The sequence below is a fragment of the Dolichospermum heterosporum TAC447 genome (assembly GCF_024584745.1).
Classification (GTDB): Bacteria; Cyanobacteriota; Cyanobacteriia; order Cyanobacteriales; family Nostocaceae; genus Dolichospermum; species Dolichospermum heterosporum.
In genome coordinates, this window is record NZ_CP099464.1 from 3,870,089 (window position 1) to 3,892,514 (window position 22,426).

The window sequence follows — 22,426 nt, forward strand, 5'->3', positions numbered from 1 at the left end:
TTTGTAGTGCGGGCATCTTGCCCGCTAGAATTATACAAACTAAATGCACAACAGCTTATCAACAGTTTCAGATCCCCGACTTCTTAGAGAAGTCGGGGATCTGATGTTCTTATTTTATTTATATAGTGAAGGCTAAAGAATTTCTCCACTGACTAATTTGAGATTTTATCAATTAGCGATCGCAAACTAAATGCACAACAGCTTAAAACCGTGTTTGGGTTACATCTACTGTTTTCAGGTTTAGCATTTGCAAAATCTCCTTTGTACCAAGTTGTGGGAATTTATTCACAAGTATAGCTTCTACTAAATCCAAGAGTCGCCGAAATTCTTCCTCTGTTTCCGCACTATTAATAATTGCCTGTGCACGATACTGGGGAGTCAGGACAACTCATAACACACTTCTTTTATAAGTTACCAGTAGTTATCCTCTATATTTGAATAGGATTTTCTCTTCAGCTTGTTTAAATTCAATATCAAATAAATCAAAAACGACTTCTCTACCCAATAAAACTTCTTGGCAATCCTCACTTTGTAACCAGGCAACAGGAGCAGAAAAGGTATAATCATCAATCTGCATTTCAACTTGTCGGAGTACATATTGTACACTCCCCCCTACTCCTTCTCCATTACTCAGAACTTCTCCTTGAGAGAGGGCATATCCTAAGTCTGTGCCTAAATAAAATGTAATTAGGCTAATATCCGAACCAGAATCTACAAGCATTTCCAGGATTTTAGAATTTTGAAAAGTTAGACAGACTTCGTATTTTGGCTGCCAATCATGTTTTTTGACTGTTCTAAAACGCACTGGGAAAAACTTCACTGGCTCAACAAATTCGTTCTCGTAGATCCGCTCAGTGATGTAGTCAGAAGATTTTAAGTTCTGAAGGTCAATTTGCTGTGTCATGATTCTATAATCTTGGTGATGAGCTATTACACCATCCTTAGTGTAAATAATCCATTCTCCACGATATTGTTTTAGTTTTCGGTAATTTGCTTTACGCCATTCTTTGGCACTATTGTATTTTTCGTTCATTTCCTTAGAGCGAATAGGGTTTGGGTGATTTTACTTTTCTTTACATAGATTGGTTTTATTGTGTTCACCTACTTAACTCTAACTCTGACTTAATTAGACTCACGAATACACTAATAATTTTTTCTGGTTGATTTATATAATACTCATCTAAATCAACTATCACTAGATTACCAGTTAATTGCAAGAATACCCATTGATTGCCATTGGTAACACAACCATAAATATTTTCAACATTATTTCCCTCCGATTGATTTAATTGAGCAGCAGCAATCATCTCTGCAATACATTGAGCGAATCCTTGTTTAAGATTATCATTTTTCGCCTCCACCAAAGCAATCACAGGAGATGTTACATATAACTGTTGAGATGATAGACCGATTAAGAAATCGCAAAACCCATTTAAACCCTGCTCAATATTCACATTAAAATCAATTCCTGAGAATAAACTAATTTTATTATCTAATAATCTTCTTACTTCAATTAAAACAGGCGCAATAATCATTTCTGATTTGGCTTTCTCTGTACTAATTGCTTGAGCTAAGGGAATATTATTTTGTAAGTATTTGATAAAAAAAGCATCAACTGTTAACTGGTCGAAAGCGGTGAAAAAATTTGTTCTTTCTTCAATATTAATGCCAAATATTTTAGTGATTCTGTCTAGAGTAAAGTCACTATAAGCCATTTCTTATAACCTTAATTTTGCTTACAGATTAATTCCTTGTTCTGCTATTAACTGTCTTAGTTTAGCTAATTCTGCTTCAGCTAAATCTGCCCGTTGCTTTTCTCGTTCTTCTGGTGTAGGCAACCAATTATTCTCTTGATCATACCAACGTAACCACTGTCTAGTTAGACCTTGATATTCTCCCTCCCATAACCCTAAACCCAATTCAGCTTCTTCTAGCCATACCCCTAATCCATTAATAGAGAGGGGTTGATAACGGTTCATTACCAAACCATAACAGTGAATCTCGTCAGTATGGTTATAGACAAAATAATAAGGGATTCTGAGAATTTGCTCATATACCGTCCATTTATTAGGTGGTTGATTAACTTCCCGTAAATTTCTCCCTAAGTCTTCGTTCTCTGTTCCTGGAGATATTAATTCTACTACCACAAAGGGATATGTTCCTTCATACCAAGTAACATAACTTAATCTTAGTTCTGTTTGTTCATAAAAACGGGATACCCCCAAAACTGCAAACCAATCTGGTCTTTTATACCATTGTGTATGCTTGCTGTCGTAGTATAAATTTAAGTCACTACCTGTAAATACATTATCTTCTGCATAAGAAGGCGGACGAAAGGTACTACGCAGCAATTCTGGTTGTAACAGGTGAAATTCGTCTGGCAACCCTGGTTCCTCTGGATCTTCGCTAGGTAAATCATACATCGTTGGCAGTGTTTGGTGAGGAGGTAATGGCTCATAGCTAGGTTTGCTATACACATCACTTTGATACATTGTTAATTATCTCCTGTATTTAATCGCTGTTGCCAAGATTCAACTATCTGTGTGATATACTTCACACACTTCCCTACGTTTTGCGGCACGCTTACGCTTATGGGAGTGACTGAGATCAAAAAGACCATCAAAGCCCAACTCACTGTTCAATACTATCCCGGTTCTGTCACTCTCGGACAATATCGAATCTATTTTTTGTAACTCTTATCTGCCCGTCCTTGATGATTAGCGGGCAATTCGTCCCGCACCACAAGAAATTTTTGGGTATTTTTTTAATTGGAAGTCCCTTAGTCAAGAGAAATACCCAGCGATCGCATTTTTTGCTTTAATTCATACAATTCCGTGTTAGCTTGTTCAGCCCTTTGGGATTCTTGTTCAGCCCTTTGGGATTCTTGTTCAGCCCTTTGGATTCTTGTTCAGCCCTTTGGGATTCTTGTTCAGCCCTTTGGGATTCTTGTTCAGCCCTTTGAGATTCTTGTTCAGCCCTTTGGGATTCTTGTTCAGCCCTTTGGGATTCTTGTTCAGCCCTTTGAGATTCTTGTTCAGCCCTTTGGGATTCTTGTTCAGCCCTTTGGGATTCTTGTTTTGCTATTTGAATTGCTTGGTTGGCTTTGAGCATTTCATCTTTGGCGGATTCTTGGGGAGTAGGGATGATAGCGCCTTCTAAGGAGAAGTAACGCAATTGGCCATTGTGAATACCCAGGAAAAAGCCCAGGGCTTCACTCCATAGCCATCCTTGGGCGTTGGGCGTGATGGGGCGATATTTATTAAACTCTAGTCTAAAGCCTGCAAATTCTAAGGTTTCTGGTGAAAAATAAAAGTATTCAGGGGTATGAAATCTCTCTGCGTATAAGTCTAGTTTGGTGGTGCGATCTACATTGGCGGTGGAGTCGGACAGTAATTCAATAATCAGGTCGGGATAACGTCCGTCTTCTTCCCAGACCACCCATGAGTTGCGTGGTTCTCTGGTGGTGTTTTTGACGAGGAAAAAATCTGGACCTCGAAAGTCACGATTTTTGAGTTGTTGGCGACTGAAGTAAATGGTCAGGTTTGCACCAATGAAAAAATCATCCCGCTCTTGCCATGCCCATTCTAGGCAGGTGACTAGCAATAACAGTTGCATATAGTGCAGGGAGCTTTCCATTTCTGGTTCATCACTTAAAAGTTTACTGGCATCGGGCATTTGCAACTCTAGTTCGCGGGCTGTAATTGCTGCCATGGATTTGTTCTCCTGATGCTTTGGATGATTATCTATGAGTTTAGCTACGCTATCGGCGATTATAAATCGCTAATACACAAATCAATTCACTAAATAAAAATTAATAGTCTATATTCTTCAAGGGCGATAGCGAAACGCTGCTGCAAGCAGTTCGCTCGATAATTTTCGCTCATTTTTTCCCTTTAATTGTTTATCTTATAATAAAGTTACAATCCCCAAGCTTTCAAGATCAACAAAGTATATCTCAATTAGCGCCACCCTGGAGTTTCAGATCCCCGACTTCTCTCAGAAGTCGGGGATCTTATTTTGACCTAGCTAACCTCGTATTTACCATCATTTGCACCACATCTGCCATCTTATATTTAGCTTCCCATCCTAATTGGATTTTGGCTTTACGGGGATTACCTTTACCGAATGCCAAATCTGTAGGTCTGAATAGGCTACTATCAACCACCACATGATCACGCCACTCTAAATTTACGGATGTAAATGCTGCTGCGACAAAATCTTCTAAGGAAGTGCTTTCTCCCGTTGCAATTACATAATCATCAGGTTGATCTTGCTGCAACATTAAATACATGGCTTCCACATATTCCTGCGCCCAACCCCAGTCCCGCTGAATTGACATATTGCCTAAATATAATTTTTCTTGACTACCTTGGGCAATCCGACAGGCAGTAGCAATAATTTTTTGAGTGACAAATCTTTCTGGACGCAGGGGAGATTCATGATTAAATAATATTCCTGAACAGGCAAATAAACCGTAAGCTTCTCGGTAGTTAGCTACTTCCCAAAAAGCAGCAGATTTAGCTACAGCATAAGGACTTCTGGGGCGAAATGCAGTATTTTCTTCTGCTGCTACATTGCCAGTATCACCAAAGCATTCACTCGAACCTGCATTGTAAACTTTAATGGTTGCGCCTAAAAAGCGAATAGCTTCTAATAAGTTTAGTGTCCCTGTGGCTATACTTTCTAAAGTTTCTACAGGTTGTCCAAAAGATAAACCTACGGAAGTTTGTCCTGCTAAATTATAGACTTCATCTGGTTGGATTTTTGTGAGTACCTGTAAGACGCTGCGGAAGTCAGTTAAGGACATTGACTCCAGCTTTACTTGATCTTTAATACCCAAGTGAACTAAGTTCTGGAAAGGTGATATTTGGGCATCTCTGGATGTTCCACAAACTGTATAGCCTCGATTGAGCAGCAATTGTGCTAAATAAGATCCGTCTTGTCCAGATACTCCACAAATGAGAGCTTTTTTCATGTCAGTTCATTACCCAAAAGTCTTTAACACTGTTACCACCAAGCATTCGGGATTGCCTATAGGTAAATTCTCCCACAGAAGGATTGCGATGGGGATGAATGACACCTGTTGCTTGCTGCCAAAGTTCGGCTGGGGCAAGAGATATCTCATATTTTGATTCATGCTTACGCACATGATACCATTTTGTTTCTTGGCATTCTTCGCACCAAAAAGCCTCTAACCACTCACCCTGTAAAGAAACTGTAGTTTTAGCTGCTACTAACATCATTGCTTCTCGTCGGGCTATACCGCGTTCTTGTAGTTGTCCGGCTTGTTCGGCAAATAGTCCGTGTTTTTGGCTAACACTATCTATGTAACAACTATGTATGGGACAATAAATGGCTCTCCGTTGGGAACGTTTCCGATTTCGCTCACACCTTTTCTGCACTTAGGCCTCCGGATCACTAACTAAACAATAGATCGTAAGAAGGTTGTAAGGGAGGGACTTAGATCAAAAAGACCATCAAAGCCCAACTCCTGATTCAACGTTGTCTGAGGTATTAAATTTTGTTAACTGAGTTGTCTGAAATTTACTGAATTTATTCACACACTGATGCCGATTAGGCTGGAGTGAGGTTTCAAATTATAGATTTTTCTAGGACATTGATATATTGTTTAGCGATGATTTCTGGCGTAAAGTTTGACTGCAAATATTCACGGGAGGCATTACCCATTTTTTCTGCAAGTTGGCGATCGCTCTTTAAGTTGAGAATAAATTTAGATAAACTATCACTATCTCCATTGTCAATGCTGATACCAAACTGACCATCTGTTATTAACTGTCGCAGGTAGGAATCTTTTGGGCAAATAGCGGCTATTGGTCTTCCGGCAGCTAAGGCTGGATAGAGTTTGCTAGGTGCAACTAAACTTTCGAGACCTAATTGTACACTCACTAATGACAAATCACAAGCTGTCAGGGAATACGGTAGCACACTTTTTTCTTGATAGGGGAGAAAAAGAAAGTTTTTTAATCCTAACCGCTTGACATCTTGAATAAAACTTTCCCGTTTGGGTCCACCACCAATACAAACGAACTGAATTTCTTCATCTTGCAATTGTTTAGCAGTTGCCAAAATGGTGTCTGTATCATGACACCTACCCATATTGCCAGAATAAAGAATTGTAAATATGCTATCCAAGTTATGTTGTTTAGCAAACCAATTTTTTTCTTTGGCAATCGGGACAATTAACTCAGGATCTCCCCAATTGTGAATTACAGACACCTTATCAGCTACTTCTGGACAGATGGCTACGACTCTCTCTTTCATAGCAGGACTCAGGACAATAATTCCTGTTGATTTTTGCCAAATCTGGCGATTGATTGCCCACCAAACCTTGGCTAACCAGTGCTTATGAGATACTACTCCTAAAGCGATCGCAATATCTGGATACAAATCATATATTAAACATACATAGGCAGATTTTAAGAACAAATGAGTTAAATATCCGGCTATTGATAAAAAAGGAGGTGCTGAAGTTAATAAAAACACATCATTTTTACCAGCATTCCTGATCATATGCAAAAAAGCCCGCAATGTAAATAAAACACCATTAACAGCTTTTCCGCGAATCCTATTAGACCATATCTGAGTAGATCGGGATCTTTGAACACGAACATGGCCTAATTGTTCTAAGGCTGGGGCTTGAGCGGTATTAAAAGCATATCCTGGTTGTCCAGTGAATACTTTAATGTTAATTCCTTGTTTCTCCAACTGTTTGACTAGCTCTTCAATTAACTGTCCTGTCGCCGCATAGTCTGGAGGAAAAAACTCAGTGATCACAGACAAAGTAGTTAGCTTATGACGTAAACTATCACTAGTTTTAGAAGGCTGTTCAGCCCCTATTAGGGAATGCACATTGGGTACTACATAACCTTTTCGGTTAGACATTGTGTAAATTTTTGTTAAATATTAATTTTGACTTAGGGACTGCCAATTAAAGTAATACCAAAAATTTCTTGTAGTGCGGGACGAAAAGCCCTCTAATCATCAAGGATGGGCATCCGGACTGTCCCACAAAATTGGGTAATTTATTTTTTGGTGTTCCCTTACTATCAGGATCAAAATTTGAATTTTTCTGCCTTCTATCTAGTTTTATTGCTTATATAAAACCGTTAAATAAATTTACAGACAACCAAACTAGATAAAAGTGACTGATGTAGTCAAAATTTTTCCCTCATACAATCTTGTATCATCTTCCACGCTTATCGTCAAGTATGGCAGAAGTACATATCATTAGGCTTGCTTATTGGTTTAATTCCGATAAATAAACCAATTATTTCCCCTATAAGTAATTGGACAAAAATATTTACAGTCATTGCGAGGGAAGGGAAGCAATCATAACCCTTGGAATTGCTTCATTTTACTTCGTTCCATATGGCTAACGCAACGCTAACGCAACGACATTGTGTAATTTTGAAAGCTGCTAATCTGGATAAATTTAGGGTTTGTGTACTGAAGGAGCGAACTACTTGCAGCAGTGCTTCGCTATCGCACAGTTATAATCTAATAGTATGCTATTAGTTTTATCCTAGATGCTAAGTAGGTTGGCGTTAAAAATTGTCAGGGAACTCTTAACTGGGAACAGGGAACAGGAAGAGAGTTTTGGGCGATTTTACTTTTCTTCACATACCTTTAAATTTTTCGGTTCACCTACTTATTTATCAGATATATTATTCATCATGGCTATGTGATAAGCTTAAATTATAGAAAATCAATAATACTTTTGATATTTATAACTTTTAGCAACTTGCCTTTATATTTCCTTAAGAATTAGTTGAGAATCTTTTCTATTTATCAACGAGGTTGCTATACTTTCAGCGATTTGCTATAATTTCAGAGAATTTCATAATTAGGATATTATTGTCAATTTTAGGTCTTCCAGAAGATGCTAGTCTCAAACCCTTTATTGACAGTAGTTTCAGAAATTAATTTCCCAGGCTAATACAAAACTTTACAAAATTCATAGCTATTCCCTCGACAATTTTAGCCATGAATTTGCTCAGAAGTGATCTAATTTGAGCGATCGCAAAAATTTTCTATTGACAAATTAACAAAAAAGTGATATGTGACCTGTCAATGTTATTAATTTTAGTGATATTTAGTGAGACAGAATTAATTACACAATGTCATTGGGAATGGAACGAAGTGAAATGAAGCAATCGCCAGGGTTGTGATTGCTTCCCTTCCCTCTCAATGACTGTAAATATTTTTGTCTAATTACTTATTTAGGACTTATGCACGAGTCACGGAATAACGAACCACAGAGAACACAGAGAACACAGAGAAATGAGGGTTTGAGGAATATTTTGCGTAAGTCTTGATATTAAATCAATGTGAATTACCTTAACTTCGATATAAGTAGTCAGACAGAATTAATTACACAATGTCATTGGGAATGGAACGAAGTGAAATGAAGCAATCGCCAGGGTTGTGATTGCTTCCCTTCCCTCGCAATGACTGTAAATATTTTTGTCTAATTACTTATAGAACGGTAAAGCAATCTCATCAATTACAGGATGGTTTAATGCTGTTGTAGAGATTTTTCAGGAAATGTCTCTACAACGTAGTTTGCCTAAAGGATGTAGAAATATAAAAAAGTTGGAAAATTTATAAGCTCAAAACCCTTATTGTTACGTTAACGGCTGAACGCCATAACAAAAATAAAGTTGGAAAATTTGACCAAGTTAAATGTGATTTACAAATAAAAAAGTTGGAAAATTTCTTAAAGCCTTACACTACAAGCCTTTAGCGGCATCAAAAAACTAATAATACCAGATTCAGAATTCCAAAAGTTCCTATCCCACCATCTCCGACTGTTGACAAGGTGACTTTGCCTGTGCAATCTGTTTTAGTATTACGTTCCGCTTACCTGAAATGTGGATATAATAGGCAGATCACTAACAGACGCACATGACAGACCATCACCAACTCTCCAACTTCATTTGGCAAATTGCTGACTTGTTACGGGGGCCATATCGCCCACCGCAATACGAGCGTGTAATGTTACCAATGACGGTGCTGCGTCGTTTTGACTGTGTGCTTGCTTCAACTAAACCCCAAGTATTAGCAGAGTGTAAAAAATGGGACAATGGTAGACTGAAGGATAATGCCCTGGATAGAATGCTGAACAAGGTTGCTGGGCAGCGTTTTCATAACCGTTCAGAACTCGATTTTCAACAGCTTAAAGGTGATCCTGACAATATAGATCAACATCTAATTAGCTATATTAAAGGTTTCTCAAAAAACGTTTACGAGATTTTTGAGCGGTTTGAGTTTCCTGCCGAAATTGAGAAGATGCGCGAGGCTAATATTCTCTATCTCGTTGTTTCTAAATTTTGTGATGTTAATCTCCATCCTGATGCTGTTGATAATATCGGGATGGGGTTGTTATTTGAAGATTTAATCCGCAGATTTAATGAAGCAGCTAATGAAACAGCAGGTGATCACTTTACACCAAGAGAAGTAATTCGCTTGATGGTAGATATTTTATTTGATCCTGATGATGATATTTTGACTCAACCGGGGATTATTCGCAAACTCCTTGATCCAACTTGTGGTACTGGTGGAATGCTGGCAGAGGCACAAAATTATTTATATAAACACCATGAAACTGCAAAATTGTGGGTATTTGGGCAGGATTTTAACCCTCGTGCTTATGCTATTGCTGCTTCAGATTTGTTATTAAAAAGTAATGAAAAAAGTGATATTCGTTATGGTGATTCATTAATTAACGATCAGTATGATGGTGAGTATTTTGATTATTTTTTAGCTAATCCCCCCTTTGGTGTGGACTGGAAAAGACAACAAAAAGAAGTACAAAGGGAACACGAAAAATTTGGTTCTGCTGGTAGGTTTGGCGCAGGTACACCACGAGTTAATGATGGTTCTTTGCTATTCTTACAGCACATGATTAGTAAGTTTGAGCCATATCAACCAGAAGCGGGGAAAAATGGCTCACGTTTGGCAATTGTTTTCAATGGTTCACCTTTGTTTACTGGTGGTGCGGGTAGTGGTGAAAGTGAAATTCGTAAATGGGTGATTGAAAATGACTGGTTAGAAGCGATTATAGCTTTGCCAGAGCAGATGTTTTACAATACTGGAATTGGTACTTATATTTGGATTGTTACTAATCGGAAACAGTCAGATCGGAAGAGAAAAATTCAGTTGATTGATGCTCGGAATTTTTATGTACAAATGCGTCGCAGTTTGGGAAATAAACGCCGCAAGATAGGTGAGAAAGAAGCAGGAGAACCCGATCAAATCGGTAATATTGTCAAGCTGTATGGAAACTTTGAGGAAAATGAGTTTTCCAAGATTTTCGATAATGAGGATTTTGGTTATAATCGTGTTCCCATTGAAAGACCGCTACGTTTGCTTTATCAAATGGATGTAGAACGCAAAAGCAGATTTTTAGATGCTGTTCCTCATCTGTTAGATGATGTGCAAGCGATAGATAGAGAATTAGGAAGAGAACCCCGTCCTAATTGGAGTGAGTTTGATAAACTGATGAATGGTTTAATTAAGCAGCGTGGTAACAAGTGGAAAAAAGCAGAAATCAAGCTGTTTCGGGATGTTTTTACAGAGCGTAATGTAGAAGCCGAGAGGGTTATTCTCAAGGAACGTAAAGCGACTGATGAACCTAATGCGCGTGTTTGGGGTTGGTTTCGGGATGCTAAAGGCAAATTAGAGCGTATGTATGAGCCAGATACGCAACTACGGGATTTTGAAAATGTGTCTTTAACTGATGAAATTGTGGGATATTTTCACCGTGAGGTTGAGCCGCAAGTAGGTGATGCGTGGGCAGATGGTGATAAAATTCGCAGTGCTTATGAGATTAATTTTAATCGGTATTTTTATCAATATACTCCTCCTCGACCTTTAGCTGAAATTGATGCTGATATTAAGCAAATGGAAGAAGAGTTTATGCGTTTGCTTCATGAGGTGATAATTTGAATGCTACACAACTTCGTTCAGTAGATTACTGGGGTGACATACCCGAAAATTGGCAATTCATACCCATTAAGTATGGATTTAATTTGATCGGGAGTGGAACAACACCACCTACAGGACAAGAGGAATACTTCGGTGGTTCTGTCCCTTGGGTCACTACATCTGAACTTCGGGAAAATTTTATTACGTCTACAACACAAACAGTCAGTGAACTAGCAATAGCAGAATTTTCAGCTTTAAAAATCTTCCCTGAAAACACAGTATTAATTGCAATGTACGGTGCAACTATAGGACGGGTAGCAATTCTTGGTATACCCGCTTGCGTTAATCAGGCTGTCTGTGCATTAGCACAACCGATTTGCTTTGAACCCAGATATGTCTCATATACTCTTCAAGCATCAAGAGACTATCTATTGAGTCTTGCAAGCGGTGGTGGTCAACCCAATTTGAATGCAGAAAAAATTAAATCGCACTATATACCTTGTCCGTCACTATCTAAACAACGTGCGATCGCAAATTACCTTGATCATGAAACTGCTAAAATAGACACACTCATCTCAGCCAAAGAGCATCTGCTTGATTTACTGACAGAAAAGCGTCAATCCTTAATTACTAATGTTATCACTTGTGGGTTAAATCCTGATATTCCTATGCGTGATTCTGGTGTTGAATGGATTGGACATATTCCAAAACATTGGAATATTAAAAGAATCAAGTTTTTGATACATGGTATTGATACTGGCTTTTCACCACAATGTTATAACTTTCCAGCACAGGAAGGAGAATGGGGAGTATTAAAAACAGGATGTGTCAATGGTGGTATTTTTAATCCTCAAGAAAACAAAACTCTGCCTCCTGAAATTGAGATACCTTTAGAAATTGAGGTAAAAAAAGATGATATTCTGATGTCTCGTGCAAGTGGATCTACAGACTTAATAGGTTCAGTAGCACTTGTAGAAAATCAACCTAATGAAAGATTGTTGCTGTCAGACAAAATTTTTAGGCTTAGGCTTAATACTGAAATTTGTGATGCTAACTTTTTTGTCATCACAATGGGGTCATTAATTATTCGACAGCAAATTTTACAGTTTGTGAGTGGTGCAGAAGGACTAGCAAACAATATTACACAAAGTGATATTCGTGAATTATTAATTCCTATACCTCCAATTGAGGAACAAATTAAGATCGTTTCATTTATTAAAGAAAAAATAAGTACGATTGATACGTTATCTCAGGTTGCTTTAAAGACTATCAATTATTTACAAGAACGACGCACCGCACTAATTACAGCAGCAGTTACCGGACAAATTAAAGTAGCAGCCTAATATACTTAGTCAATATTAGTCAATGTTTATTTTTCACTTCATTTAATGAATCAATTTTTTAAGAAAAGAAAAATTTAATTGATACATGATCCCAATATGCTGCAATAGATGTAAACTATTAAAGTCAGCAAAATGCTGTACTGATTATAGAGCAATTACTGAACAGATTACTGTGACAGTATTATAAAAATGCAAATTAAATCTCTTACTCTCACTCAATTTCGTGCTTTTGAGCAAGTAACCTTTGAGTTTCAACCGGGTATGAATCTACTCGTTGGTATCAACGGTGTAGGCAAATCTAGTGTACTTGATGCTTTGCGGATTGCACTGTCAAGAGTATTACCTAACTTTACTGCCTATCAAGATAAACGCCTCAATTTTGAGGTTGATGACATCATGATGGGGCGAGATCAACTTGCTGTTAAGATTAAATTTCAAGCGTTTGACATTCCTTTTATCTGTAATGTTACCAGGGGTAAAAGTCATAAAGTTGAGTTTAAGCCAGATAATGAGAATATTCTTTACCCTTTAAAAAATGCTGATGAACAACCACTGGTAGTTTATTTTTCTACGCGACGCTCTGTACCTGTTGAAAAAGTGCTGAATAAGAAAAATAGCGCAGGTAATCAGTCTGCTGCTTTTGCTGAGGCATTAATTCATAGAATGCTACGTCTCCGCGAATTTGCAGAATGGTGGTTGGTACAGGATGCTCTTTTAGGTGAGGACAGAACATTGGCAAAGCAACGTCTTGAAATTATGAAAAACGTTGTAATAAAGTTTTTAACCGGGTGTACTAGTCTATCCGCTGCTCCTCAACCGAAGAAAGTATCCTATTTTTGCATATTAGCTATTTTAAATGGGTTTAAAAATCTTGCAATCTCGTTAATTTGGGTAATGAAATGGGATGATTCCCAACTCAAGACTAAGACTACACTAATCCTAGACAAAGATGGAGTCACAATTAATGTTACCCAACTTTCAGACGGTGAGCGTGGACTGTTGGCCTTGGTACTAGACCTAGCAAGAAGGCTTTGTCAAGCAAATCCCAATTTAGAAGATCCGCTAGAGAATGGGAAAGCTGTTGTTTTAATTGATGAAATTGATTTGCACCTACACCCACGCTGGCAACGCACAATTGTAGACCAATTAACCCAAACATTTCCTAATTGTCAATTTATTGCTACAACCCATTCACCACTAATTATAGGCGAAGTCAAGCCACCAGGTTTAACCTTAATCAGAAAAGAAGATAACGGAATTGTTCTACTTGAAAAAGGACTTCAAGGATTTGGTTTGGCTTCAAATTGGATTCTTGAGGAATTAATGGGAACTAAATCACGTAATGCAACTACCCAAGCTCAAATCAACCTTGTAGAAGATGCCCTTGAAGAAGGTGAACTTGAACTGGCTCGCAATAGGCTGGAACAGTTGAAAGACATGATTCAGGGATATGACGGTGAAGTAGTTCGTCTGGAAGCAAGTATTAATAACCTTGAAGCTTTAGCAGAGGATGTAGATATATAAATATGAGATGGATTAAGAAAAATAATGAACCCCGTGAATTGATCGAGTGGCGTATACGTAACGCCAATGATATTAACTTTAACTATGATTTAATGCGTCAAGATAAAGATGTCACAAAAGCTGTCACTGAGTCATTAGTCGAAGAACAAGGTTGGCTATGTGCCTATAGTGGTATTCGTATCAAGGGCTATGAAGAATTAGAAGTAAACGGAACAACATATGATAAATGTGATTGTCATATTGATCATGTAAAAGCTCAGGACTATTGTAGTGCCGAGGAAACAGTCTCATATACTAATATGGTTGTTTCCTATCCAGGTCCGAACGCTAAACACAAAACTCCTTTTGCTGGGGAACAGAAAGGAAATTGGCCTAATTACATAACAGGAGAACAAGCCTTATTTGTATCTCCTTTAGATCAGTCCTGTGAAAATCGTTTCTTATTCAATTTAAAGGGAGAGATAAAACATAAACCGGGAGATAAAGCAGCAGAAACTACTATTGATAAGTTGGGACTAAAGGATGATGAACTTAAAAAGCTGCGTAAAGCAGCAATTCAAGGCACTCTCGGTTTGAAAAATAATCTTCCTATTAAAGATGCACGCACCAGATTGAGAAAGCTACAATCTCAACAGGAAGGTAGATTAGAACCTTTCTGTTTTGTGTTAATTCAAGCATTAGAAATACATATTAAAAGACTGGAGTATATTGCTGCATCTAAAAACAAAAAATAAAATTTAAAATTAGAAAAGGCGCAAATGAATATAGGCAGAGATGGTGAAACAGCATTTGAAAGCGTGATTGAAAATCACCTTCTCAGTCATGGCTATGTGAAAATTACAGATAAATTCGATCGCACTCGCGCCCTATTTCCCAATATAGCGATCGCATTTATCCAACAAACTCAACCCAAAGAGTGGAAAAAACTAGAAGCACTGCACAAAGAAAAAACAGGTGAACAAGTGCTAACAGACCTGTGTAAATGGCTGGACAACTACGGCTTACTACATACCCTACGTCATGGGTTTAAATGCTACGGTCGCACCCTGCGGATAGCTTACTTCAAAGCTGCTCACAAACTCAACTCAGACTTAGAAACCCGTTATGCTGCCAATTGTGTGGGTATCACCCGACAACTAGAATACAGTGAACGGGAAAAAAAGCGATCGCTTGACATTACCCTGAGTCTTAATGGTATTCCAGTTATCACCCTAGAGTTAAAGAATCCACTGACAGGGCAAACAGTAGAAAACGCCAAACAGCAATACCGTCAAGACCGTGACCCTAGAGAAACCATCTTTGAGTTTAAACGCCGCACCTTAGTACATTTCGCAGTTGATACCGAAGAAGTTTGGATGACAACACGCCTAGCGGCAGAAGCTACCCACTTTTTGCCCTTTAATCAAGGATACGATGGCGGGGCAGGTAATCCACCAGACACAGCAGGACGTAATTACCGCACAGCTTACCTGTGGGAAGAAGTCTTACAACGGGATAGTTTACTTGATCTCCTAGCTCGGTTTCTACATTTGCAAACAGAAGAAAAACGAGACGATGATGGGCGCAAATTCAAAAAAGAAACCATGATATTTCCCCGCTATCATCAACTTCAGGCTGTGCGCTTACTCGTAGATGCGGCTAGGGGTGAAGGTGTAGGACAAAATTATTTAATTGAACATTCAGCCGGAAGCGGTAAAAGTAACACCATAGGTTGGCTGACTCATCGCCTTGCATCTTTATACAACGACCAAAACCAGCGAATTTTTGATAGTGTCATAGTAATTAGCGATCGCCGCGTCCTTGACCAGCAATTACAAGACACTATTTATCAATTTGAACACCGTCAAGGGGTTGTAGAAAAAATTGATGATAACTCCCGACAGTTAGCGCAAGCCTTAGAAAGTGCCGTTCCCATCATTATCACCACTTTACAGAAATTCCCCTTTGTCACACGCCAATTAATCAAACTAGCAGAAGAACGCAACGAAGAAAGTAGCGGTATTTTGCCTACCCGTCGCTTTGCAGTCATCATAGATGAAGCACACAGTTCCCAATCTGGGGAAACCGTCACCGAGTTAAAAGGGGTATTAGGCGGACAAGCATTGCAAGCAGAAGCACGTAACCGCGCCCAAGAAGAAGGACTAGAACATTTAGAAGAACTTTTCCGCAATTTAGTTAAACGTTCCCATCAATCAAACTTGAGTTTCTTTGCTTTTACCGCCACACCAAAACATGAAACTCTCAAATTCTTTGGTCGTCAAGGAGAGCCTTTTCATCGCTACACCATGCGTCAAGCCATAGAAGAAGGTTTTATCCTAGATGTTTTGCGGAATTACACCACCTATAAAGTTTACTACAACCTGATTAAAGCCAGTAACAACGATCCCAATGTAGAACGCAAAAACGCCGCCCGTTCCCTAGCTCGTTTTATGCGTCTACACCCCCATAATATTGCCCAGAAGACAGAAATAATGGTGGAACACTTCAACACCTTTACCCGGCATAAAATTGGTGGTAGAGCCAAAGCAATGGTAGTAACTAGCTCTCGCTTAGAAGCAGTGCGCTACAAACAGAGTTTTGATAAATACATCCAAGAAAAAGGCTATGCGATCAAAACGCTGGTAGCTTTTTCTGGTGTAGTCACAGACGACAAAATTAAAGACAAAACCTACAGTGAAGAGGAAATGAATCAAGGCATTCGAGAGAAAGAATTGCCAGAACAATTTGCTAGTAATGAATATCAGGTTTTACTCGTAGCGGAAAAATATCAAACTGGTTTTGATCAACCTTTGCTACATACTATGTATATTGATAGGCGACTGTCAGGTATTCAAGCAGTACAAACCCTTTCTCGACTTAATCGTATCCATCCCAGGAAAGAAGATACATTTGTCTTAGACTTTGTGAACGACTGCGAAGAAATTCGCCAAGCATTTCAGCAGTTTTATGAAGGAGCAGAATTAGGAATAGAAGCAGATCCTCAACAACTGTACCAACTCCAAAGCGAACTTGAGGCTTTAGGAATATATCTGCATGAAGAAGTAGAAAGGTTTTGCGAAATTTATTTTAAACCAAAACAGCGTCAAAGTCCGGCTGATCATCAAGGGATGAATGCAGCACTTGATCCAGCAGTTGACCGCTTCCGTATTTTCGATCATGAGAAACCAGAGGAAGCGAAAGTTTGGCGGAAAAAACTCACAGCTTTTCGGAATTTGTACAGTTTTTTGAGTCAGATTATACCCTACCAAGATTCTGATTTAGAACGACTTTACATTTTTTTGCGTTATCTATCATCTAAATTGCCACGTCGTCCCCAGGAAGCGCAGTATGATTTTGATAGCGAAGTCCAGCTAGAGTATTACCGTCTCCAGAAAATTAGTGAAGGTTCAATAGAGTTAAGGAAAAGTAATGCTCATCCTCTGGATGGACCAAAGGATATTGGAACAGGTATTGCTAGAGAAACCACTGTTAAATTATCACAGCTAATTGATATTATTAATAATCGTTTTGGTACTGATTTTAACCAAGCTGATCAATTATTTTTCGATCAAATTGTAGAAACTGCTGCAAATTCCGATGAATTACAACAAGCTGCACGGGTAAATTCTGCTGATAAGTTTGGGTTGCTTTTTAGTCAGATGTTAGAATCTCTGTTTGTGGAGAGAGTTGATCAAAATGAAGCGATTTTTGCCCGTTATATGAATGATCGTGATTTTCAGAAGGTGGTTGCAGATTGGTTAGTTGGGGAAGTTTATAAGCGGATAATTAATAGTAAATAAAATTGTCTAATTATGTTTAGTTATGACTGAAGTTTTCTGATTTTTCATTTCATCCTGTAAATCCTTTAATCCTGTAAATCCTGATTCAGACAAATTAACGCCCAGACACCCGCCAGATTTTGATAGTATTGTCCCAACTACCACTAGCTAAAGTCCTCCCGTCTGGACTTATGGCTACAGACCCAACGGTTTTAGAATGACCAGATAAAGTGCGGATTAGTTCACCTGTTGCCAGATTCCAGATTTTGATAGTTTTGTCTGAACTACTAGCTAAGGTCTTCGCGTCTGGACTTATGGCTACAGACAAAACCGGGTTAGAATGACCAGATAAAGTGCGGATTAGTTCACCTGTGGCTAGGTTCCAGATTTTGATAGTTTTGTCTGAACTACCACTAGCTAAGGTCTTCCCGTCTGGACTTATAGCTACAGAATAAACCCAGTTAGAATGACCAGATAAGGTGCGGATTAGTTCACCTGTGGCTAGGTTCCAGATTTTGATAGTTTTGTCCGCACTACCACTAGCTAAAGTCCTACCGTCTGGACTTATGGCTACAGATGTAACAAAGCTAAAATAATCAGATAAGCTGCGGATTAGTTCACCTGTGGCTAGATTCCAGATTTTGATAGTTTTGGATGGAGAATCGTAATTGTCACTACCATCCCTATTTTTAGTATAGTCACTACCGTCCCTACTACCACTAGCTAAGGTCTTCCCGTCTGGACTTATGGCTACAGAAAAAACCGCGTCAGAATGACCAGATAAAGTACGGATTAGTTTACCTGTGGCTAGATTCCAGATTTTGATAGTATTGTCCTCACTACCACTAGCTAAAGTCCTACCATCTGGACTTATGGCTACAGACTTAACAAAGCTATCATGACCAGATAAAGTGCGGATTAGTTGACCTGTGGCTAGATTCCAGATTTTGATAGTATTATCCCAACTACCACTAGCTAAGGTCTTCCCGTCTGGACTTATAGCTACAGAATTAACCGCGTCAGAATGACCTGTAAGGGTTTGGGCAAGAGTAAAATCAGTAAGTGTATTATTACGTATTTCTCGCGGTTTTTTAGTTTCGGTAATTATTTCCTCTGGTTTCCGAGATATTCCACTACCAGCAAGCTGTTTATACGTATTAATGGGAATCCCTAAAAAATCCCTTGTTTCTAATCTCGCATCAAATGTAGATAGTCCTGTAACCCCAATCAAACGACCCTGTTCATCTAAAATCGGACCCCCACTCATTCCCGGTTTCACAATAATATTATTTAAAACCAAAGCATACTCACTCACCGGCTGAATCACAACCCTGGCAGTCGTCTCTAAAGGCACATATTCCCGTCCCTTACTTACTTGGTCAGGTGCAGCCCAACCAAAGGCATAAACCGTACTTCCAGCAGTTACTTGACTAGAATTACCAATCTCCACAGGACGATAATTTTCATTACTGGTAAACTGGAATTCTGCCAAATCTATATTACCAATTCGTTTAACCGTGCTGTAATTAACTTGGTAGGTTTTACCATCTCCAGTCCTCACCGTATAATTTCCTTTCTTGTCTACTACGTGCCAACAAGTGAGAACAGTGTAAGTATTTCCTTCACCTTTAATAATAATTCCCGAACCAGTATTAGCCCCATCAATGCGAACTGTTATTTTATCAGCAATATCCCGAACTTGCTGAGGAATAGAAGCTGCCACCCTTTGTGACTGAACCACCACCACAGCCGCACCCAGCAACGCTACTGGCAACCCATAAGTAAATTTAATCATATAGTCAATAATAAAACTTGTCTAAATACATACTGACAGGTAAAGTAAAAAATAGCCATATTTCAGTAAATCCTACATTTTTAACTGGAAATTATATTATGATATCAACCTTTAATAACAAAAACTTAATTGGTCAAGTCCTCAAAGGTCAAAAGGGGGAATATCAAATCCTCGACAAATTAAATGAAGGTGGTTTTGGTGAAATCTATTTAGCTGAAGATATTTCTAATAAAAATCAGAAATATGTTGTCAAACTCCTCAAGCCTAAACAAAACTCAAATAGAGATGATTTTGAAGAAAGAAAAAGATTATTTAAACGAGAAGCAGAACATCTCAATAAACTAGAACATTCCCAAATTCCCAAATTAAAAGATTATTTTGTCATCAATTACAGATTATTACTAATAGTCAAACAAGATTTTTATTTAGTCGAAGAATATATAGAGGGTGAACAACTAACTAAAGAACTCCCACCTACGAAGAAACTCGACAGTAGTAAAGTTTGGCAAATACTCCATGATATTTTGGAAATTTTGGAATTTATCCAGGAGGAGAAACATTTAGTTCACCGTGATGTCACACCAGCAAATTTAATCAGAAGAAAAAGTGATCAACAACTCGTTTTGATTGATTTTGGTACAGTTAAAGACATGAATAATATGGAAAATCATCTACTAAGTCGAGTTATTGGCACTAATGAATATATGCCACACGAACGTATTGATGGTATTTACAGGTATAATACTGATGTTTTTGCTGTAGGGATGATTGGTATTCAAGCCTTAACAGGTGTTTGTCCAAATTTAGGGCAATATGATAATAATAGTATTAAGTTTGAAGATGATGGTCAAATTACATGGCGACATTTGCTTGCAGAATCTCAATTAGATGAACAATTTACCCAAAAACTAATTGGTATCATTGATAAAATGGTACATCATGATTATCAAAAAACTCGCTATAACACAGCCGCAGATGCGTTAAAAGCATTAAAATCTATAGAACCGATAAAGTCTACTGAAAAAATTCCTAATAGTTCTAGTGGTAGTATTTCTAATCTAGTAATTAGCAATCCAGAAACCAATATTCAACCCTTGAGAAAACTTTTCTTGGAATTGATTCCTCAAGAAAGTGAAAAAAGATTAAATAACTTCAAAAATACAATACGAACAATTTCATCAGTGTATACAATAGAAATTACACCTGAAAAAGATGAAAGTAATAAAGTTATAGAACGAAGTCTGCTATCGGGTAAATTCGTCATCATTGCTGGAATTGCTACATCATTAGCTTTTGCATTTATTGGTTTTAAAGTTGTATCTTCATTAAAATCTGGGAAAGAAGAATTAACTAAATCTTACACTCACCCAGAAAAATACATGAGTTTTGTCATCCAATATTCTGACAAATGGACAGCAACACCTGGACAAACAGATGAACAAGAGAAAGTTAAATTTTCTCGCAATGATAAATCTGAACCAGATAATTGTCCTTTAGAAGTTAGTGTGAATATTGCTGATTTAGGTAAAGCTGTATCTTTAGAAGACTATAAAAGAATAGTTACCAAAACAATTATTCAGGATGAATTGAATACATTAGAAAAAGCTAATGAAGAACCAAAATTAAGCAATTCTGACGCATATCAGATTACTCATACCCGTAAAGAAAAGGGCTGTACATTAAAGGTGCTGGAACGTGGGACTATGAATTTAAAGAAAGCCTACTATATTATATATAAAGCCCCAGAACAGGAATATGATCAATCCTGGCCTGTGGTGGAAAAGATGATTGATTCTTTTGAGATTAAAGAAGGTAATTAATATGACATCCCCTTTTCACGAATTTTTACAGCTATCAGCAGCGTCAAAATTGCTTTTATTTCATCATCCTGTACATCCTGATTCTGACTACAGGATGCTAATAGTAGGTTGATTATGAGTGACGATATATGATATACTGTTAAAATAGTTAAGATTAGAGGTAATGATTATGTTATCAAGTGATATTAAACAAGAATCAATAATTAAAAGAATTGAGCAAGTGGTATCTCTTTTAATAGAAGAATATCCTTTATTTAAAGAGGATCTTGATTATTCAGAAATAGTCAAGCATTTGGTTAAACTTTTTCAGAAAAATCTAGCATTTGAAGAATTTAATAATATGTCAGATAGTGAATTAAAAAAACATTGTGATGGAATAATGTCAGTAGAAATATTATCAAAAATAGGGGATGATTTTACTCCTGAACAAATGGCTATTTTTGATGACGCAGTTAAACGAAAATAGGTAATTTATGAATTATTTGTTAGATACAAATATAGTTTCCTTTGCTATTAGGAGGAATCTGCAAGTTACTGAAAGAATTGAAGATATTAAAGCTCAAAGAAAAAGTATATCTATTAGCTGCATTACCTATTTTGAAATGAGAAGAGGATTTTTAGCGGTTGATGCTCCCAAACAAAGAGAAAGATTTAACAAATTTTGCCAAAACTATCCTATTATTTTCTTAGATGATTTGGCAATTTTAGAAAAAGCTGCGGAAATTCATGCGAATTTAAGATTAAAGGGTTTACCAATTCAAACTGAAGATGTTTTAATTGCTGCAACTGCAATGATTAAAGGTTTAACGGTTGTTTCTAATGATAGTGATTTAACAAGAGTTGAGGGTTTGAGTTTGGAGAATTGGTTGCAGTGATAAAAGTTATTAATTGGGTGAATTAATTTAATTGTCTGAATCAGGATGTCCAGGATTTAAGGATTTACAGGATGAAAATAGAGATTTTATCACCAATTGTTAATATATTATATAATTAAAATTCAGCTAAACCACGTGAATCATACACTGCTTGTAAACAATCTTTAAGATCATCACCTTGCCACTTACCAACATGACGTAAAAGTGATTTACCTGAACCTTGACGTTGAGGAGTTTTTGCTTTTTTTATTTTCATATTTTTAACCATCATCAGAACTTCTGCTATTTCTTCTTCCGTCATTGATTCAATTTCTGTAACCAGTTGTTCTTTAAATGTCATTCTATATTCTCATTCTTTATTATC

The 22,426-nt window shown here is 37.6% G+C and carries 18 protein-coding genes; 8 read left to right on the top strand and 10 right to left on the bottom strand.

The window, feature by feature from the left end; all coding sequences use genetic code 11:
• Window positions 1-202: 202 nt before the first annotated feature.
• The 8 genes from NG743_RS26945 to NG743_RS17305 all read right to left on the bottom strand — a co-directional run bounded on the left by NG743_RS26945 (window position 203) and on the right by NG743_RS17305 (window position 6,903).
• Window positions 203-313, bottom strand: a complete 111-nt coding sequence (locus NG743_RS26945; protein WP_371316427.1) for a hypothetical protein — start codon at window positions 311-313, stop codon at window positions 203-205.
• Between the two features lie 108 nt (window positions 314-421).
• Window positions 422-1,033 (bottom strand): retropepsin-like aspartic protease, encoded by a 612-nt coding sequence (locus tag NG743_RS17275; RefSeq protein WP_027402536.1) that lies wholly within the window; start codon window positions 1,031-1,033, stop codon window positions 422-424.
• Window positions 1,034-1,097: 64 nt separating this feature from the next.
• On the bottom strand, window positions 1,098-1,715 hold the full coding sequence (locus NG743_RS17280) for a hypothetical protein (protein ID WP_027402535.1): 618 nt from the start codon (window positions 1,713-1,715) through the stop codon (window positions 1,098-1,100).
• A gap of 21 nt (window positions 1,716-1,736) precedes the next feature.
• Entirely contained in the window at window positions 1,737-2,492 is a 756-nt protein-coding gene (locus tag NG743_RS17285) for a Uma2 family endonuclease (protein WP_257120538.1), read from the bottom strand.
• A gap of 325 nt (window positions 2,493-2,817) precedes the next feature.
• Window positions 2,818-3,711 (bottom strand): Uma2 family endonuclease, encoded by an 894-nt coding sequence (locus NG743_RS17290; RefSeq protein ID WP_257120539.1) that lies wholly within the window; start codon window positions 3,709-3,711, stop codon window positions 2,818-2,820.
• A 301-nt stretch (window positions 3,712-4,012) separates the two neighbouring features.
• Entirely contained in the window at window positions 4,013-4,975 is a 963-nt protein-coding gene (locus tag NG743_RS17295) for a GDP-mannose 4,6-dehydratase (protein ID WP_027402532.1), read from the bottom strand.
• A 1-nt stretch (window position 4,976) separates the two neighbouring features.
• On the bottom strand, window positions 4,977-5,402 hold the full coding sequence (locus tag NG743_RS17300; protein ID WP_027402531.1) for a hypothetical protein: 426 nt from the start codon (window positions 5,400-5,402) through the stop codon (window positions 4,977-4,979).
• A 190-nt stretch (window positions 5,403-5,592) separates the two neighbouring features.
• Window positions 5,593-6,903 carry a glycosyltransferase family 4 protein gene (locus NG743_RS17305; RefSeq protein ID WP_257120541.1) on the bottom strand — a complete coding sequence of 437 codons (1,311 nt, stop codon included), beginning with the start codon at window positions 6,901-6,903 and terminating at the stop codon, window positions 5,593-5,595.
• 2,022 nt (window positions 6,904-8,925) lie between these two features.
• Here NG743_RS17305 and NG743_RS17310 point away from each other — a divergent pair.
• The 5 genes from NG743_RS17310 to NG743_RS17330 all read left to right on the top strand — a co-directional run bounded on the left by NG743_RS17310 (window position 8,926) and on the right by NG743_RS17330 (window position 17,593).
• Window positions 8,926-10,968, top strand: a complete 2,043-nt coding sequence (locus tag NG743_RS17310; RefSeq protein WP_257120542.1) for a type I restriction-modification system subunit M — start codon at window positions 8,926-8,928, stop codon at window positions 10,966-10,968.
• Window positions 10,965-12,290, top strand: a complete 1,326-nt coding sequence (locus NG743_RS17315) for a restriction endonuclease subunit S (protein ID WP_257120543.1) — start codon at window positions 10,965-10,967, stop codon at window positions 12,288-12,290. Before NG743_RS17310 ends, NG743_RS17315 begins: the two co-directional genes overlap by 4 nt.
• A gap of 189 nt (window positions 12,291-12,479) precedes the next feature.
• On the top strand, window positions 12,480-13,814 hold the full coding sequence (locus NG743_RS17320; RefSeq protein ID WP_257120545.1) for an AAA family ATPase: 1,335 nt from the start codon (window positions 12,480-12,482) through the stop codon (window positions 13,812-13,814).
• A gap of 2 nt (window positions 13,815-13,816) precedes the next feature.
• Window positions 13,817-14,548, top strand: a complete 732-nt coding sequence (locus NG743_RS17325; RefSeq protein WP_257120546.1) for an HNH endonuclease family protein — start codon at window positions 13,817-13,819, stop codon at window positions 14,546-14,548.
• A 24-nt stretch (window positions 14,549-14,572) separates the two neighbouring features.
• Window positions 14,573-17,593 carry a type I restriction endonuclease subunit R gene (locus tag NG743_RS17330; RefSeq protein WP_257120547.1) on the top strand — a complete coding sequence of 1,007 codons (3,021 nt, stop codon included), beginning with the start codon at window positions 14,573-14,575 and terminating at the stop codon, window positions 17,591-17,593.
• Window positions 17,594-17,687: 94 nt separating this feature from the next.
• Here NG743_RS17330 and NG743_RS17335 read toward each other — a convergent pair whose 3' ends face one another.
• Window positions 17,688-19,367, bottom strand: a complete 1,680-nt coding sequence (locus NG743_RS17335) for a WD40 domain-containing protein (protein ID WP_257120548.1) — start codon at window positions 19,365-19,367, stop codon at window positions 17,688-17,690.
• 98 nt (window positions 19,368-19,465) lie between these two features.
• Here NG743_RS17335 and NG743_RS17340 point away from each other — a divergent pair, with 98 nt between their 5' ends.
• The 3 genes from NG743_RS17340 to NG743_RS17350 all read left to right on the top strand — a co-directional run bounded on the left by NG743_RS17340 (window position 19,466) and on the right by NG743_RS17350 (window position 22,062).
• Window positions 19,466-21,187, top strand: a complete 1,722-nt coding sequence (locus NG743_RS17340; RefSeq protein WP_257120549.1) for a serine/threonine-protein kinase — start codon at window positions 19,466-19,468, stop codon at window positions 21,185-21,187.
• Between the two features lie 169 nt (window positions 21,188-21,356).
• Window positions 21,357-21,653 (top strand): hypothetical protein, encoded by a 297-nt coding sequence (locus NG743_RS17345; protein ID WP_096670183.1) that lies wholly within the window; start codon window positions 21,357-21,359, stop codon window positions 21,651-21,653.
• A 7-nt stretch (window positions 21,654-21,660) separates the two neighbouring features.
• Window positions 21,661-22,062 carry a type II toxin-antitoxin system VapC family toxin gene (locus NG743_RS17350; RefSeq protein ID WP_257120550.1) on the top strand — a complete coding sequence of 134 codons (402 nt, stop codon included), beginning with the start codon at window positions 21,661-21,663 and terminating at the stop codon, window positions 22,060-22,062.
• Between the two features lie 115 nt (window positions 22,063-22,177).
• Here NG743_RS17350 and NG743_RS17355 read toward each other — a convergent pair whose 3' ends face one another.
• A complete protein-coding gene (locus NG743_RS17355; protein ID WP_257120552.1) occupies window positions 22,178-22,402 on the bottom strand; it encodes a hypothetical protein in 225 nt (74 codons plus the stop codon).
• Window positions 22,403-22,426: the final 24 nt, after the last annotated feature.